16 protein-coding genes and 1 riboswitch are annotated in these 17,403 nt (G+C 46.7%); of the genes, 2 read left to right on the top strand and 14 right to left on the bottom strand.

Translation table 11 applies throughout. The features are described from left to right. Positions 1-95: 95 nt before the first annotated feature. The 6 genes from kdpC to BN6539_RS04765 form a co-directional block, all read right to left on the bottom strand. Complete coding sequence (gene kdpC / locus BN6539_RS04790) at positions 96-701, bottom strand: potassium-transporting ATPase subunit KdpC (RefSeq protein WP_067534483.1); 606 nt, start codon at positions 699-701, stop codon at positions 96-98. A 26-nt stretch (positions 702-727) separates the two neighbouring features. Then, positions 728-2,797, bottom strand: coding sequence for a potassium-transporting ATPase subunit KdpB (kdpB, locus tag BN6539_RS04785; protein ID WP_067534479.1), 2,070 nt, complete (start codon positions 2,795-2,797; stop codon positions 728-730). A gap of 25 nt (positions 2,798-2,822) precedes the next feature. Further along, on the bottom strand, positions 2,823-4,640 hold the full coding sequence (kdpA, locus tag BN6539_RS04780) for a potassium-transporting ATPase subunit KdpA (RefSeq protein WP_067534475.1): 1,818 nt from the start codon (positions 4,638-4,640) through the stop codon (positions 2,823-2,825). Positions 4,641-5,160: 520 nt separating this feature from the next. Beyond that, positions 5,161-6,627: an InlB B-repeat-containing protein gene (locus tag BN6539_RS04775; protein WP_067534472.1), complete on the bottom strand. Its 1,467-nt coding sequence runs from the start codon at positions 6,625-6,627 to the stop codon at positions 5,161-5,163. A gap of 100 nt (positions 6,628-6,727) precedes the next feature. Further along, positions 6,728-6,820: riboswitch (cyclic di-GMP riboswitch) on the bottom strand. A 175-nt stretch (positions 6,821-6,995) separates the two neighbouring features. Further along, positions 6,996-8,411, bottom strand: a complete 1,416-nt coding sequence (locus BN6539_RS04770) for a YfcC family protein (RefSeq protein WP_067534469.1) — start codon at positions 8,409-8,411, stop codon at positions 6,996-6,998. Between the two features lie 318 nt (positions 8,412-8,729). Beyond that, positions 8,730-10,346 (bottom strand): amidohydrolase, encoded by a 1,617-nt coding sequence (locus BN6539_RS04765; protein WP_067534466.1) that lies wholly within the window; start codon positions 10,344-10,346, stop codon positions 8,730-8,732. A gap of 219 nt (positions 10,347-10,565) precedes the next feature. Between BN6539_RS04765 and BN6539_RS04760 the strand changes: the two genes are divergently transcribed. Then, positions 10,566-11,795 (top strand): M20 metallopeptidase family protein, encoded by a 1,230-nt coding sequence (locus tag BN6539_RS04760; RefSeq protein WP_067534462.1) that lies wholly within the window; start codon positions 10,566-10,568, stop codon positions 11,793-11,795. A 56-nt stretch (positions 11,796-11,851) separates the two neighbouring features. Further along, entirely contained in the window at positions 11,852-13,081 is a 1,230-nt protein-coding gene (locus tag BN6539_RS04755) for a M20 metallopeptidase family protein (RefSeq protein ID WP_067534459.1), read from the top strand. A 71-nt stretch (positions 13,082-13,152) separates the two neighbouring features. On the opposite strand, the gene BN6539_RS04750 is transcribed toward BN6539_RS04755, so the two are convergent. Genes BN6539_RS04750 through BN6539_RS04715 form a run of 8 tightly spaced genes read right to left on the bottom strand, consistent with a single transcriptional unit; the run spans position 13,153 to position 17,397 of the window. Beyond that, the gene (locus BN6539_RS04750) at positions 13,153-13,866 is read right to left on the bottom strand and encodes a peptidoglycan recognition protein family protein (RefSeq protein WP_067534456.1); all 714 of its coding nucleotides are present in this window, start codon (positions 13,864-13,866) and stop codon (positions 13,153-13,155) included. Beyond that, positions 13,860-14,105 carry a phage holin gene (locus BN6539_RS04745; protein WP_067534453.1) on the bottom strand — a complete coding sequence of 82 codons (246 nt, stop codon included), beginning with the start codon at positions 14,103-14,105 and terminating at the stop codon, positions 13,860-13,862. Before BN6539_RS04745 ends, BN6539_RS04750 begins: the two co-directional genes overlap by 7 nt. A 22-nt stretch (positions 14,106-14,127) precedes the next feature. Then, positions 14,128-14,463 (bottom strand): hypothetical protein, encoded by a 336-nt coding sequence (locus BN6539_RS04740; RefSeq protein WP_067534450.1) that lies wholly within the window; start codon positions 14,461-14,463, stop codon positions 14,128-14,130. Between the two features lie 35 nt (positions 14,464-14,498). Beyond that, positions 14,499-14,921, bottom strand: coding sequence for a hypothetical protein (locus BN6539_RS04735; protein ID WP_067534447.1), 423 nt, complete (start codon positions 14,919-14,921; stop codon positions 14,499-14,501). Between the two features lie 13 nt (positions 14,922-14,934). After that, on the bottom strand, positions 14,935-15,516 hold the full coding sequence (locus tag BN6539_RS04730; RefSeq protein WP_067534444.1) for a hypothetical protein: 582 nt from the start codon (positions 15,514-15,516) through the stop codon (positions 14,935-14,937). 16 nt (positions 15,517-15,532) lie between these two features. Continuing rightward, positions 15,533-16,021 (bottom strand): hypothetical protein, encoded by a 489-nt coding sequence (locus BN6539_RS04725; RefSeq protein WP_067534441.1) that lies wholly within the window; start codon positions 16,019-16,021, stop codon positions 15,533-15,535. Positions 16,022-16,061: 40 nt separating this feature from the next. Next, complete coding sequence (locus tag BN6539_RS04720; RefSeq protein WP_067534438.1) at positions 16,062-16,376, bottom strand: hypothetical protein; 315 nt, start codon at positions 16,374-16,376, stop codon at positions 16,062-16,064. Between the two features lie 49 nt (positions 16,377-16,425). Beyond that, positions 16,426-17,397: a hypothetical protein gene (locus BN6539_RS04715; protein WP_067534435.1), complete on the bottom strand. Its 972-nt coding sequence runs from the start codon at positions 17,395-17,397 to the stop codon at positions 16,426-16,428. Positions 17,398-17,403 lie beyond the last annotated feature (6 nt).

Genomic DNA, 17,403 nt, shown 5'->3' with positions numbered 1-17,403 from the left:
CGTTTATAGTATACCACGAAGAGAGCCACGTGCAATCGGTATTTCTAAGTCACTCTCGCCTAGAATACCGGCTCCATATGTCCCTCTTCAAGAATCTATTTTAAAATCCCGTCCAGCATTAAATTGACTTTTAATACGTTGACGGTCTTCTCGCCAAAAATACCTAAGAACTTACCCTCAGAGCATTTATCAATTATCGTCTGCACCTGCTCTTCTGTCATCTTATTCTCTTCTGCAAGTCTCGGAATCTGATATTCTGCTGCTGCCGGTGAAATGCCTGGATCAAGACCACTTCCTGAACAGGTTACCAGGTCTACAGGAATCGGCGTGTCCTGCATTTTCGGGTTGGCTGCGCGAATCTTGTTTACCCTTTCCGCTACCATCTGTTCATACGCATCGCTGGCAGGACTTTTATTAGATGGCGCCGCATACATCAGGCGGTTGCCGTCTTTGTCCGTATAGGTGGATACGTCCACGTTCATGATTCGTCCCCACATGTACTTTTCATCGCTGTACTGCTGCGCTAACAGCTCAGACCCATACTTTACGCCGTTGACCTCGATAATGCTCCCGTTGGCTTTATCAGGGAAAAGCAGTTGTGCAAGACCCGTGACGACTCCTGTATACACGATACCACAGACCACAGAAAATATGATGAAAATCATCGCGGCCTTTGGTAATACTGATTTGAAAGTTTTCATAATTAATTCCTCCCTAATGGTATTACTTATATTAATCCCAGAGCCGCCAGCAGCATATCGATCAGCTTGATACAGATGAACGGCGTGACGATACCCCCAAGTCCGTAAATCAACAGGTTTCTGGTCAGCAATTTGCCAGCGGACACTTCCCGATATGCTACACCCTTTAACGCCAGTGGAATCAGAGCGATAATGACTAGCGCGTTGTAGATGATTGCAGCCAATACTGCGCTCAATGGAGATTCCAGCCCCATGATGTTTAAGGCTGACAGTCCCGGGTACAGTCCCATGAACAGAGCCGGGATAATTGCAAAGTACTTCGCAACATCGTTGGCAATGGAAAAAGTGGTCAGGCTCCCTCTCGTCATCAAAAGCTGTTTACCGATACGAACGATATCGATTAGCTTCGTGGGAGAGGAATCCAGGTCAACCATGTTGCCTGCTTCCTTTGCCGCCTGTGTACCTGTGTTCATCGCTACGGCCACGTCAGCCTGCGCCAAGGCCGGGGCGTCGTTGGTGCCGTCACCGGTCATGGCTACCAGATGGCCTTTGGTCTGATAGTCGCGAATCATATTCAGCTTACTCTCTGGCGTAGCTTCTGCCAGAAAGTCATCTACGCCGGCTTCTGCCGCTATGGCCGCTGCCGTCAAAGGATTATCACCTGTAATCATAATGGTCTTGATGCCCATCTTGCGCAGATCTGCAAATTTATCTCTCACGCCTTTTTTGATGATATCTTTCAGGTGGATGACGCCAAGAATTTTATGGTTCTTGCTGACAACAAGGGGCGTGCCTCCCTGTTCGGCAATCTTTGTAACCACCTCCTCACATTCCTTGCTGTAAGTGCCGCCTCTGGCTATTATGTAGTCTCGAATCGCATCAGCCGCCCCTTTGCGAATTTCATGATCGTCATAATCCACACCACTCATTCTAGTCTTGGCAGTGAAGGGAATAAAGGTAAACTTCTTGTCGCTGAGATTTCTCTCTCTGATGCCGAATTTCTCCTTTGCCAGAACTACGATACTCCTGCCCTCCGGCGTTTCATCAGGCAAAGAGGACAGCTGGGCTGCATCAGCCAGCTCTTCTTCTGACGTGCCGTCCACCGGCACAAAGGTATCCGCCTGTCTGTTGCCCAAGGTAATGGTTCCGGTCTTATCCAGCATCAAAATGTCCACATCGCCGGCCGCTTCAATGGCACGGCCGCTCATGGCCAAAACGTTGGCCTGATTCAGCCTGCTCATGCCGGCAATACCAATAGCAGAGAGCAGGGCTCCAATGGTTGTAGGCGCCAGGCAGACCAGCAGCGCAACCAAGGTGGTTACAGATGTCGGATTGTCGATTCCCGCCTGCCTTGCAGAGAAAAGGGAATAGGTATACAGTGACAGCGTAACCAGAATAAATATGATAGAAAGCGCCACCAGGAAAATCTGCAGGGCTAATTCGTTGGGCGTCTTCTTTCTGGACGCGCCTTCGACCATAGCGATCATCTTATCCATAAAGCTCTGTCCCGGTTCACTGGTCACTCTGAAAATGATCCAGTCTGACAAAACCTGGGTACCTCCTGTCACGGCGCTTCTGTCGCCGCCGCTTTCCCGAATCACAGGGGCAGATTCTCCCGTGATAGCACTTTCGTCAACTGATGCCGCACCATATACTACATCGCCGTCGGCAGGAATTTGTTCTCCTGCCCGAACGATGACCAAATCCCCCTTTTTCAGAGCAGCAGCGGAAACCACTGTGATCTGATTTATTTCCTCAATAGACGGAATCCTGTTGGCATCTACGTCTTTTCTCGATGCGCGAAGGGTGTCCGCCTGCGCTTTGCCGCGACCCTCCGCAATGGCTTCTGCAAAATTTGCGAACACGCAGGTGAACCAAAGAATAACCGCGATCGACAGGGTGTACCCCGCCGGTGCATCCTTTGTGCCCATTAAAGCTGCAATCCAAAGAATCGTAGTAAGTATTGCCGCAACGTATACCAGCAGCATGACAGGATTCTCGGCCTGTGTCCTTGGATTCAGTTTTATAAAGGAATTTTTCACAGCGCGCAGCAGAATTTTTTTGTCTGTCATAGAACTTTTTACTTTTTCAGTCATCTATTTATACCTCCTTCGGCGTCTATTATAATACATTGCTGACAAATTCCGCGATCGGACCCAATGCTAACGCCGGGAAGAAACTGAGGGCGCCTACGAGAAGAACAATCATGATCAGCAGGAATACGAACATTCCGTTGGTCGTCGATAGCGTTCCTGCAGTAACCGCAATTCGCTTCTTCTGGCCCAGACTGCCTGCAATAGCAAGTGTTCCGATAACCGGCAAAAATCTTACAAAGAGCATCACCAATCCTATGGTGATATTGAGGAATACGGTGTCAGCATTAAATCCTGCAAAGGCAGAGCCGTTATTTCCTCCAGCCGACGAGTAGGCATACAGCACTTCGGATAAACCGTGTGCGCCGCTGTTATTTAAGCTGTCCGCAACCTCTGGAACTGCTGCCGCAAGACCGCTTCCAATCAAAATAGCAATCGGGGTTGCCAGGCAGACCATGACGGCCCATTTCATCTCATAGGGTTCAATCTTCTTGCCAAGGAATTCCGGAGTCCGCCCCACCATCAAACCCGCTATGAAGACCGTCAGAATAGCAAAAGCCAGCATACCGTATAGTCCGCAGCCCGTACCTCCAAACACGACTTCTCCCAGCATCATCAGCAGCATCGGTATCATGCCTCCGATCGGCGTGTAGCTGTCGTGCATGGAATTGACAGATCCATTGGATGCAGATGTGGTGAAGACTGCCCAGGTAGAGGATGTGGTTATGCCAAATCTGCTTTCTTTCCCTTCCATATTGCCCCCTGCCTGATCAATCATGCTGATGTTCACGGCTCCATCCTGCGCTAACTGCGGCGTTGCAGCCTGCTCGTTATAACCGACCACCGCCAGGCTGACTGCCATACACAAAAACATGGCCATAAATATAGCTGCGCCCTGTTTTCTGTTCTTCACATTGCGCCCAAAAGTGAAGCACAGGGCGACTGGAATTAACAGCAGTGAAATTATTTCAATCAGGTTTGTAAAGGCGTTTGGATTCTCCAAGGGGTGCGCTGAGTTGACGCCCATATATCCGCCTCCGTTGGTGCCGGTCTGCTTGATAGCCACCTGGCTGGCGGCTGGACCCATGGGAACAAAACCTTCAGTTACAATCTCTGCGTCTTCAACGATTTTGTCATCGACGGTCACTAGATTTTTATTTAAATCGATGTCTGCATCTTCGATAATTTCACCCTCCTGGGTCACTGCGATTGGTTCCACCAGCTTTACCTCTTCCGCCGGTTTCAGGTTTTGAATGACACCGCCGCCTACTAGCGCCAGGGCGATTACTAAGTTTAATGGAATCAATACGTGAATTACGGTCCTCGTCAGGTCAACCCAGAAGCTGCCCAATCCTTTTTCTTTTATTTTGGTAAAACCCCTGATCATGGCAAAGAGCACTGCGATGCCAGTGGCCGCTGAGACGAAGTTTTGCACCGTCAAGCCCAATGCCTGGGACAGATAACTCAGAGTGGATTCACCGCTATATGCCTGCCAGTTTGTATTAGTCACAAAACTGATGGCCGTGTTAAGCGCTAAATCCCACTTCACATTGTCCAGACCCTGTGGGTTGGCCGGCAAAAATGCCTGCAGCAGCTGCAGCAGAAAAACAAAGAGCAGCCCAATGCCCGAAAAGACCAGTACGCAAACCGCATATTTTTTCCAGGACATATCCTCGTTTTTGTCAACTCTCATTACCTTGTATACCGCATTCTCACACGGCGTTAAAACCTTCGAAAGTAACGTCCGTTCTCCGTTCATTACTTTGCCGATATAGGTTCCCAGCGGAATACCCAGCAGGACGAGAACCACGACATAAAGTATGTATTGCGCAACTGCAGCACTCATTGTTTGTCACCTCTCATTAAAATTATGAAATAGTAGATAAGCATAACGACGGCCGTCGCGCCTATCACAGAAATAAGTATGTTCATCTATTTTTCCTCCTTTATGGTTTTGTGCAGAATTTGCAAAGCATGTCATTTCATATTACGAGTCTACCATCCCGCGCTTTAAGACGGCATTAAAGACCGGTTAAGCGTATTAAGATTCCATAAAGATTAAATCCAACCCATGAAATAAGATATGGGAAACAAAATTACCAATATAGAGAGAAACACGCCTGCTAGGATCATTGTCGGAATTCCCACTGCTATAAATATAGAAAAAGTTAATCTGCGCATTGAAACTGACATCCCTATCCCTCCTTTCACCTTCTATGATGAACCATCCGCCATTAAATCGGTAAAAAGAGATTTGCCGGGGATATTAAGAATGCATAAGACAGCAAAACCCCGCGAACATATTCGCGGGGTTTTAACTTTGTTTCAGAGTGGTTACTTTGTGCTCTCTTATTTTGTTTCTCTTTTTATTCTTGTTTTCTTTTCTTCGTACAGATCGTTACTCCCAGCCCTGCAAACGAAAGTAGCAGGATTGCTATCCACCCAGCCATCTGCTGCTCGTCGCCAGTCCGCGGTTGATCTGCGTTTTCCGATTTTACAGGATCTGCTTTTTTAACGTCTTCTTTATCCAAATCCAAATGTTCATCATCCGGAAGTGATGGCTTAACGACATCACTGTCATCATCTTTATCGGGATCTTCAAGATGTTCGTCATCCGGCAACGGTTCTGGACTTGGTTCTGGATCAACGGGCGGATCAATCGGTGGGTCCTCAGGGGATACAATTGGAGGTGCAATCAAAGCAGGCAGATCTTTGATTTCCTTCGTATGGCAGACTTCACATGACCTTTCCTGTTGGCCTTTTATACCAATTTGTGGCTCAACTGTTGTTATCCAATTGCCGAAGGTATGCGGCAGTTTTGGTATTGGAATTGTTACTATTTCCTCACACCCTGGATTTTGACATGCTTTCGTTTCGAAACCTTCTTCCGAACATGTAGCGGCTTTATGCTCTACTATTTTCATATCATGACCAAGCTTAGGCAAAATTGTCTTTCCTTCATAGTCACAGCCGGCACGCCCGCATTTTCCAACAGCGTATCCGTCTTCTGTGCACGTCGGTTCTACTCTTTCGCCATCTCTGATGTCATGACCCAACGGATCGATACCAACAACTTCTCTATAATCACAGTACTTACATGTGATTACTTTCTCACCGGCTTCCGTACAAGTCGCCGCTTTTGTGATTTCTTCCTCCAGAGTATGTTCATACTGAAAGGTCACAGAAATACTATGCGGTTTCGTTACATTTGTAAAGGTATATGAATTATCCTTTATATCTGTAACTTCTCCGTCAATCGTTACCTGATCTACGACATAGTGCTGATTCGGCGTAAACTGAATCGTCTTACTTCCGCCATAGATCACTGATCCGGTTGGTGTGATAGAACCATTCGCTCCAGCACTGGTAGAGATAATAGGATTGAAGTTTGCATATACATAGTAGCGAAGCTTTTTGCCAACCACTTCTCCTACCGTTGCACCTCGCTCCAGCTTAATAATATTGCCATTTACATTAAACGCCGATTTCACTGGCCACGAGTGGTTCTCCTTCTCCCAGCCTTTGATAATTCCGGTTCCGTCAAAGGTAATTCTATGGCTCCAACCTGCAAACTCCCAACCATCATTAGCAACAGCGCTAAATGTCTTGCTGCCAGTCATCTGTGGGAATACAGAGGATGGCCAATTGCCATCAACGAATGTAACGCTTCCTCCACCATTGGTACTGTAGATATGGACTTCACAGTCATCCAATAGGGTCTGATACTCAGTATTTTCTACGTACTGATTGTCTGCCGCATAGGCAAATGAACTAAACATTAAAATAAGAATAAACAGAGCACACAATAACGCAAAGCTTTTTTTGCGTTTCATTTACGTTCTCCTTTCTGAAAGAATACTTGATATTCTTCAATACGGGAAATGTAAGATTGAAGTCAATTAGACCGTTCTCACATTTTAACGGATGTAAATGAATGGCAACTGGCTATCTCGAAGGCGGATCCCTGCGCCCCGAGACCCTCTAGTTTTGCGTCACCGCCTCACAGCGGTTTTGCCTTTTACTCTTCTTATAAATTATACCCCCCCCCCGTATATTTTTGTCAATCGCAATTCGCTATTTCGTCATAATTTTCAGTTTTAGTCGTCGTTATTAAAGGGGGTGGGGGGTATTATCAGAGATCATAAGAAAAAAGCTGCCTGAAATCAGACAGCTTTTTTGCTTTGATATATAAAACTTGTTTTTAGAAAGGTCCATAATTTATCGCGTTGGCGATGACGATGAGTACAAATCCGGAAACAATCATGGTTGCAAATGTTTTCCATGAAGCTTTCAGCCAGTCGCCGTAGTTTGTGCCAGTCAGTGCGCAGCAAACCATGCCGCCGCCCGGCCATAACATGTTCGTAAGACCGTCACCAAGCTGGTAAGTGAGTACCATTACCTGCTGGTTGATGCCGAGCATCTTTCCGAGAGGGCTCATGATCGGCATCATCATGACAGCCTTGCCGGAACCGGATACGACTAAGAAGTTAAATGCAGTAACGAAGAGGAAGATCAGCAGCAATGTGATGATTGCGCTCTTGCCCTGGAGACCGTTGCCCATGTAGTAAACGATGGTATCCATGATCTTACCCTGATTTAACAGTACCATTACAGAACGAGCCAGTGCGATGGCGAATGCAGCTCCAAGTACCTGTGACGCACCCTGTGTGAACAACTGGCAGAACTGGTTGACGTTGATTCTGAAAATCACTGCTAGGATAATTGCCATCACTACGTAAAGTGCAGCGAACTGTCCCAGACCAAATTCCAGTTTCAGACATCCGTAAGCGGTGAAAAGAACAATAGCGACAAAGATAATTAATGCAAGCTTTCTCTTTCCATCAAATGGAACCTGCTCTTTTCCATCATCTTTTGCTTCAGCCTGTTCAGCTAACTGTGCCTTATATTCGTCTGCAACATAACTCTTGTCAGGATTCTTTCTGATTTTGCTGCCATAGAGCAGCGCGCTGACCAGACCGATGACGAAGAGGACCGCAAATACGATTGCACGATATCCGATACCGGAGAACAATGGCAGACCGACTAACTGCTGTGAAATACCTGTCGTAAACAGATTCACCATACCGCAGGCAAAGCCTGCTGTAGCGGCGAAGCAGATGGTCATCATACCCATGATGCGGTCGTAACCCAAGGAAATAACGATTCCAGTAACGATTGGGAAGAATGGATAACAGCCTTCGCCAGCACCCATGATGTTCATTCCTGCAAAGTAGACGTAGAAAATGAGGATCGCGATGACGTTTTTACCGTTTGTCACCTCTGTCAGCTTGCGGATACCAGCTTCCAGTGATCCGCTGTAGTTGAGGATTGCCAGTGATCCTGAGCAGATCAGCAGGGAACCCATGATGGTTCCAGCTTCAACAAATCCAGTGTAGATGGATGAGAAGAAGTCCATGAAACCGATTGGATCTTCATTCTTGATGAATTGGAAGTTATCTGTGTTAACTAGTGTTTGACCCGATTCAGTCAGAGTCCTTTCAAATTCGCCATTCGGAATTATGTAAGATAATAGCGTTACAAGTAACATGATAATAAATAGAATGGCATAAACGTGTGGCATTTGAAAACTTTTCTTCTTGTTTAATGTTTCTCCCATGTTTTCAGTCGTGCAGTAATTTTTACTGCAGTTCTCCTTTTACAAATTTAGATTTTTTCTAGGCAATCTATAAACCTATTTGATCATCTCTAAATTTTTCCTACCCCGTGAATGTTGAGCACATTTACATTTCATTTTATGAGCTTTCGAGCCTATATAGTGCAAATGTAGTGCCAACTTTCGAAATTGTCTAAAAATGCACCTTTGTAATCATATGCGGCAAAATCACGAAACTGCATGTAAATTTTTATTTACGCATTTTGTAAAAAAAATTACACGGTGTAAATAAAAATTTACACCGTGTATCATTGTCAATTTTTATTGACGCTTGTACGCAATTTTACCTTCTACCATAGTCAGATCCACGGCCGTCGTATGGATTTCGCCGACTGGAATCTCAAAGATATCCTTATCGACTACAACCAGGTCCGCATATTTTCCGACAGTGATGCTGCCTCTCACGTTCTCAGCAAAGGACGCATAGGCGCCCTCGTAGGTAAACATCTTCACTGCCTCTTCTAATGTCACCGCATTTTCCGGGTACCAAGACTTCTGCAGTTCTCTGTTTGTGCGCGTCACTGCGTATTCTATGTTTGGCAGGATGTCAAACTTTTCAACTGGACAGTCGGAACCGCCGCTCTGATGGACGCCCATGTCTTCAAATCGGCGCCAGTTATAGCTGGTCCTTGCCAAATCGCTTCCTACGCAGTCATCGACGATGTTCATATCATAACGGACAAAGACCGGCTGTACGTAAGCGAGAAGATTTTGTTTTCTGAACTGCTCCTGCTGTTCTTCATCCATGATCTGACAATGTACGACACCGTGGCGGCAGTCTGTGCGCGGATTTTCCATCTGCACTTTTTCGTAAGCGTCCAAAATCTGCTGCAGTGATCCGTCTCCGATACAGTGGGTGGCAATCTGCATGCCGTAGTCGTGGGCCAGCTTGCACATCTCATATAACTGCTCGTCAGTATAATTAGCCTTCCCCTTTGTCTGGGGATCGTTGGCATAAGGCTTTCTCATATAGGCAGTATGAGCGCCCAAAGATCCGTCTGTCACGATTTTGAGGGGGCCGACTCTGTAGAAACCATAGGATTCACCTGTACGGTGTCCTTTGTCGATAAAGTCCTGCAGCAGTTCCTTGCCCCAGAGCATGCACTGCTGATAAATTCTGATCGGCAGTTCTCCCGCTTCTGAAAGTTCACGATAGGCCTCCATGACCCTTTCCCCTGCCTCTCCTGGAATCAGAAGAAAATCGTCGGAGTGCAGTTCTGTAATGCCCTGTGCAGCCGCCTGATTACAGCCGAAGAGAATCAATTTTTTAATTTCTTCTTTGTCCGGCAGAGGCAGCGCGTCTGTCACCACATTTTGACTGTCTTCTTTCAAGATGCCATCGGGACTGCCGTCTTCATAAAATCCCATATTGATCTGAGTAGAATCTTCTTTTTCATCCAGCAGTCCCATGGTCTCCATAGCTTTCGTATTGCAGACCGTAATATGGTGGCAGGTTCTGCGGATGGTCAGCGGAACGTCCTCCGTAATCTGATCCAGGTCTTTTCTCGTCGGAATCGTCTTCACATCCCAATCATCCTGATTAAATCCTGTACCCTGTACCCATTTGTCGTTTTCCTTCGCCCAGGCCACACGCTCTGCACAAAGCCTCTTCACATCGCCGTAGCTTCTGCAGTCCGTCAGGTCGATCAGGCTTGCCTCCTGTGCATAGAACAGCATGTGCAGATGGGTATCGACAAATCCGGGAAGCATCAGACGTCCCGCCAGGTCGATCTTTTCTGTTTCAGGTCCGGCTGTTTTCAGTATCTCTTCATCCGCTCCCAATGCCACGATAACGCCGTTTTTCACCGCCACTGCACTGCATATCGGATAGGCTCTGTCCTCTGTATAAATCTTTCCGTTGTAGAAAATTGTGTCCATTTTTTTCTCCTCCTCTTCATCAACTATGTTAACAGGTATTCTATTCTCTCTTCCGCAAAATGTAAAGAAAAAATTCTTATAACACAATTTTCCAGCTTGCAGTCTAAAAAGAAGTGTGCTATAATGCAGAAAAATATCTATGAGCTTCCTAACCCCGATCAATATTGAGCACATTGATGAGCCATTTCATGTAATATGAATGGTTTAAGGAGGAGAAAGATGAAAAGTATATTGGAAGCTTCACAAGCTATTAAGGATCAGATTATAGAGGATCGTCATAATCTTCACAGAAGACCGGAATTCGGTTTTGACCTGCCGGAAACGGCCGCTTACGTTCAGAAGAGATTAGCAGAGATGGGTATCGAATCTCAGCCTTGCGGAGGACCGATCGATCCAGATCTGAGAAAGAAATTTACTTTTGCAGGGTTTCCTGACATGGAGAATTCTACTGGCGTAGTTGCTACCATCGGGAAAGGCGAACCTTGTATTTTGTTGCGTGCAGACATGGATGCTCTGCCGATGCAGGAAGCCGAAGGCCTTGTAGACTTCGTCTCCGAAAAACCGGGAGTGGCTCACATGTGCGGTCATGACACCCATACGGCGATGCTGCTGGGGGCTGCAAAACTTCTCAAAGACAGAGAAGATGAACTTTGCGGCACCGTCAAGCTGATGTTCCAGACCGGTGAAGAATGCGGCTGCGGTTCCAAGTTCATGGTAGAACACGGCGTTTTGGAAAATCCGAAAGTTGACGCTGCGTTTGCCATTCATATCATGTCCAACGAGGAAAAGGGCGTCGTCGGCTACACGCCAGGCATCACCTCTGCCGCCATGGATACCTTTATGATCAAAATCAAGGGCAAAGGCGGACACAGTTCCATGCCGCAGGACTGCGTAGACCCTCTGATGATTATCAACCAGTTATATACGACGCTGAACCTGCTCAGCTGCAGAGAAATCGACCCGAGAGAAACAGTCGCGCTGACTGCCGGAAAGTGCGGCGGCGGTACGGCTGCTAACGTCATTCCTGACACTGCTGATATGCAGGTTGCCGCCAGAACCTTTAACAGAGATGTTACAAATCACTTGGTTCAGAGAATCCCTGAAATCGTAGATCACACCGTGAAGATGTGGAGAGGTGATTATGAAATTATGCCATTCCACACACCTTCTACATATACTGACGCAGATCTCTGCGACGAGCTAAAGCCGTTTATCTCTGAGATCATGGGAGAAGACAGAGTAAAGGTGATGCCTTGTATGGCAGGAACCGAAGACTTTGGTTACGTGACGGAACAAGTTCCCGGCATGTTCGCATGGCTGGGTGTCGGCAGCAAAGACTCTGCTCCGATGCACAATCCAAATATGTTTGTCGACGAAGAGATGCTGCCTTACGGCTCTGCAATCCACGCAAATGTCGCCATCGAATGGCTGAAGAAGAACCAAAAATAAGCTTGATATCAGCCCGGGCTAAGGTCCGGGTTTTTTGACATGTCCAGGAGGGGAATATGAACGAAATATTGAACGCTTCAAAAGCGATAGAAGAACAAATAAAAGAAGACCGCCACAATCTGCACAGAAAGCCGGAGGTCGGCTTTGATCTAAAGGAAACCGCTGCTTACGTAAAGAAACGCCTAGGGGAAATGGGTATCGAAGCCAAAGCCTGCGGTGGTCCCATCGACGAGAAGTTCCGTGCTGATTTTGTAAAAGCCGGCTTCCCTGACATGGCTGAATCCACCGGCCTGGTGGCGACCATCGGCAAGGGCGAACCTTGCATCCTGCTCCGCGCCGATATGGACGCTCTTCCGATGCCGGAGGCAGTAGGTTTGGTGGATTTTGCGTCAGAACATCCCGGTGTCGCCCATACCTGCGGTCACGACGCACATACAGCGATGCTGCTGGGAGCTGCCAAATTGCTCAAGGAAAGAGAGTCGGAACTTCAAGGTACCGTAAAGCTGATGTTCCAGACTGGCGAAGAGTGCGGCTGCGGCTCCAGATTCATGGTAGAACATGGGCTCCTCGAGAATCCAAAGGTCGACGCTGCTTTTGCAATTCACATCAACACCCAGCAGGAGCTCGGCACGGTTCGTTATACCGCCGGCATCACCTCATCGGCAATGGACACCTACATGGTTAAGATCAAGGGCAAAGGCGGACACAGCTCCATGCCGCAGGACTGCATCGACCCGCTGATGATTTCCAGCCAGCTTTATACTGCTCTGAATCTGCTGGTATGCCGAGAAGTAGATCCGAGAGAAACAGCTCCGCTCACTGTCGGGAAGTGCGGCGGCGGTACGGCAGCCAACGTCATTCCTGATACTGCAGATCTAGCTGTTTCTTTTAGAACCTTTAACCGGGACGTTCGAAATCACCTGGTAAAGAGAGTGCCGGAAATGATCGACCATACGATCAGAATGTGGAGAGGTGATTATGAAATGTTAGATTTCCATACCCCTTCCACCTTTACTGATGAAAACCTCTGTACGGAGCTGGCTCCATTTGTGGCAGAAATCGTCGGATCGGATAAACTGGCCGAAGCCCCTTGCCAGCCGACGACGGAAGACTTCGGCTACGTCACCGAAAAAGTTCCTGGCATGTTCGTCCTTCTGGGTGTGGGCAAAGAAGGAGCCGCACCGATGCACAATCCGAACATGTACATCGACGAAAGCGCCCTGGCTTACGGCAGCGCGATCCACGCTAACGTCGCCATGGAATGGCTGAAGAAGAATCAGAAATAGAATTCATGTCAACAAAAAAACTGGCGAGTCTGTGGTTTCAACCATCGACTCGCCATATTTGTTTATGATCTCTATAATTTCTCCGCATACTTTTCTGTAATCGTAATCCAACCACCGTCCGCCAGTTGTCCCCGGCTCTTCTTCTTGTTGGTTTTGACAATCTCATAGGATTTCCCCTTTGTGAGAAGTCCAATCCGCTTTGATGTCAGCAGGGAAGACTTTCTCACGATGAGGTTTCCTTTTGCCCTGATCTTTTGATGCTGCCCCGTCAGCTTGGCGTGGAGCACCTTCCACTTTGATGGTTCGATATACGGATAGGGACAGAGTTTGCCGTTTACATCGAAGTGCCTGATGACGTGGTCATCGTCAATGCCCAGCCGCTTCTGAATCGCCTGCACCAAATCAGCCGTATTTTTAATGGTCTTTTCTGTGATATACAGCTTCCCTTTCGCATTTTTCTTGCAGCACATCTCGATGCTGACGCTGTTCTGATTGGTGCACTTGCCAAAGAGGCTGCCGCCATATTTTGCATAGGGGCTGCCCTGGTCGAGAAGGCCGTGACTTCCCACCGCCCAGGCGATGTCTCTTTCTCTGACCGACTTGACGATGTGGGTATCGTTGACAAAATAATGGGCGGAGGCACCTCTGTCACCGCCCTGAAAATAGGTGCCGTTGTTGACAGCCGTAGACGCCGCGCCGACCCAGTGAATCACGATATATTTGATCTTACGGCCGGACGCTTTGTCATGGTTGTACTTTGTCAGCATCTCGGTGACCTTTAGCATGAACCGTCACCGTCCTTCCTATTTTTTACATCTTTCAATCCGCTGCTGGAAGGATCCACAAAGACTCCTAGCACGGCAATTGCCACAGAACCCAGCAGATAAGGGTTCTTGATCAGCTCAGTCAGTGCGTCTGCCACTGCCTGCCAGGTGGTAAAAGTCTCTGCATTGACTCCCATTGCCGTCAAAACGACACCGATGATGCCAATCCAAAAGTATGGATTTTTAATTCTGTTTCTCATATATATAACCCCTTTCCGTTCATTAACACGAGCGCTGATAGCTCTCGTGCCACTTCGTTCTCTTTTCTACAATCGGTAAATCTTTGCACTTCTCGTATAGCTCGGTGCCGGTTCCGTTCCCTCCCAAGGCATGATAGCCTTCGTAGAGATACTCAAGATTTTTGAGTTCGTCGATGGTGATCTCGCCAGTCAAAATGAAAAAGGTGCAGGCCTGATAAAGGCGGTCATGGTTAATCGCCATGACCGCCTGGGACAAGCCCCGGAACTGTTTAAATAGGTGCGTGATCACTCCTACCGCACTGGTCATGACGAGGGTGCACATAATACCGATGATGTTTTCACTGATGTTCTGTAACATGTCTAGCCCTCTTTGAGTAATAAGAAAAGAAGCTCTTAAGCCTCCGTAAAATAATGTCCTATTAGCTGGCCGGGTGGATTTTGTAATGCTATACCGCTGTCCCTGGTGCAGAGATATATTTTACCCTCCCATGTGTAATACTTGTCCTTAAAGATCTCCATGTTAAGCGCAAACGGTATCGGGTCTTCCAACGTGCCTGCATAGGTTACGTCTATTGCTGTCCTTAGGGATGCTGTCGCCTGTCCAGGTCGCCAGTTATCCTGCGTCATATGTGGTGTCATCGTCCTGTGCAGTTTTTCATCGCACACATAACGGTTCCATCCTTCGTCAATCATCTTTTGCGTGATTTCTATACCTGATTTCCATTCAGGGTATAGCTCGACGCTCCTTGCTGCCACGTCGTCCAAGGCTGTCGGGGTCATGCCCCTGATGCTGTCGATTAGTTGTTTTATGTTCATGCTGTCTCCTTTCTTATACGCACAGTGCTATCCATTTATAGATGTATCCACTCCCCAGCATGACACCGCTTGATGATGTGCCGTCATAAATATAATATAATTCATATTCGAAGTTGGTCGGTGTATAAATTGGAACGCCATACAGATATCCTTCATCCAGTGATGGTGTACCATATTGATTGCCTGCTTCTGCTCTCGCAATGTGGTGTGATGCACTGCCATTGCCAACCGTTTCTGTATCGGGATGGTCAAAAAACACCGCACGTCTTAATATATTGGATGTGATTTTCATTGCTGGTGGTTCTTCGTGCCATATTATCACTATCTTTGGTGCAGACGGCAGGTCAAATGATAATGATATGTTTTTCAAGTTTGTTGTAAGTGTAAAGCTGCCACTCGCTACACCAAATTTTTGCAGCTCTACCCCCTTTACCGTCAGGTCTACGTTTGTATATGCTGGTATCATGATGTCGTGATTTGATGGTTCAATTATGGTGCCCCCCCCCCCCCACGATTTTGCGGTTGGGAGGGATTTTACGGCAGCAAGGATTGTTTGCAGCCCCGTGTTGTTTTGTCGTAAGTCTTCTTTATTCATAATGTTTGTCACCTCTCTATAATTTCGATATAGCTACCCAGTTTATTTCACACCCACCGCTAAGTCTTGGAACGGTAACCTTCATTGACACAGAATCAACACTAATATAGATTGAAGGGCGTGGATTTCCTGTTGTTTCTACGATACCAACAATTTTACCGTTAATACCATAATGTGTTGGTGTTGAGGTCAGTCCGTGTGCTATTTCATATGTTTCTTCTGAATATGTGCCAGGAAAATAAACCTCTCCAAATGTAATTTTATATTCTGGCGCATTCCCCATAATACCGTAGATTGATACTCCGCGCTTTATGTTCTCGCTTTTTAAATTGGCTTCTCCTTGAACGGTTAAGACTTGGTCGGTATACGCTGGAATCATGATATCTTCTTTACCTGGTACGATAGTCCCCCCCTGCCATTTTTGGGCACTTGGAAGGGACTGGATAGTTTTTAATGCTACTTGAAGTTCCCCATTGTTAAACTGTAAGCTCTGTTTGTTCCCCATCGTTCTTTACTCCCTCCACAATCTCATTGACTACACCCTGTCAGATTTCCTCATATTTTTCATTAGGGATTCCATACGGGTTGTTCGGCTCTTCTGGTGCAGGTGCATTGATAATTACTTCAATCTCCGGCCTGTAGTCCGATGGCACATCTTCCAGAGTGATATCGCCTGCTCTGACTCGGTTGACATAATCCTGCACGTTGGCAGCCTGTGACTTGATTTCGTCCACCAGGGCATTATATTCTTCCTCCGTAATTGCCTCGTTTCCGATTTTGTTTGGTGCGACAGGGGATGACTGCGTCCCAATCATTATAACTTTCCCATCCGCATTCACTCTTTTATAATAATATGTCATTTTAATTCTTCCTTTCTATCCAATTACAATCCACCTATAATTTGATCGGTTACGCCATTGCAATCCAATTATAAATAATCCCGCCTAGCAAAAATGTATCTGGCATGGTCGCCATCGAACCGGCAATATTGTACGGAGCGCCAAGCCTGATTGTTGTGTGGCTCAATGCGTCTTTGGCGTATTCACTGCATGTCCCATACTGTCTGTTCGGCGTTCCACCAACACTACTTCCATAAGCTGCATTATACATAATATAGCATGGCAGGCTGTCGCTCATGTTTTCAAACGTCTCGGAGATAACCACACGAACGTATGGTTTAATATCAGATGCCTGCATATCAGCATATACAAAGACATATTTCGGCACTACGCCTAAATTGTGATTGATTTCAAATCTGAACGGATCAGTATTTGCCGTAACGGTAAAACTGCCGCTGTCATATTTTTCGAATCTCCCCAGGGACATGTCTTTTAATCTTTTGTAATAGAATCCGTCCTGCATTCCGTCATCTGGGTATCTGCTCATGATATCTGCTGTAACATAATCCCTGAACTGTATATTGAATAGTTTCTCTCCGTCGTATTTACAACCAGTCGCATTTGCAAAAGAGATTACATTTTTGTTTGGTGTCAGGATAAGCTGTTTATCCATATTTGTAAGAAAAGAGCTCACGTAATAATCCCTACTGTCTATACTGCTGCCAAAATATAGCCGCCCTGCCGAATAATCATATGTAAAATATACTGCACTGTCATCCTGTCTGGGTACATAGAACCCGTCCAGGAATGCAATTCCCAACACCGACAAGTTATATTCGTCTGAATATGTGATCACCAATTTGTAATAGTCGGAATAATCGCACCTTGCCGTAAAGCTAATATCGTTATATACGAGGGCACTGTACTTTTTCCACGCATATATGCCGTGCTTTACATCCTCTGCCATCGGCAGCCCGTTGATATTGTCCAAAGCCATCGCAAGGTCGGCGTTATGTAGTTGTAGCTGTTTTTTGTTGCTCATATGTCA

This window comes from Emergencia timonensis (assembly GCF_900086585.1).
GTDB lineage: Bacteria > Bacillota > Clostridia > Peptostreptococcales > Anaerovoracaceae > Senimuribacter > Senimuribacter timonensis.
This window is presented reverse-complemented; position numbering and strand designations above follow the sequence as displayed.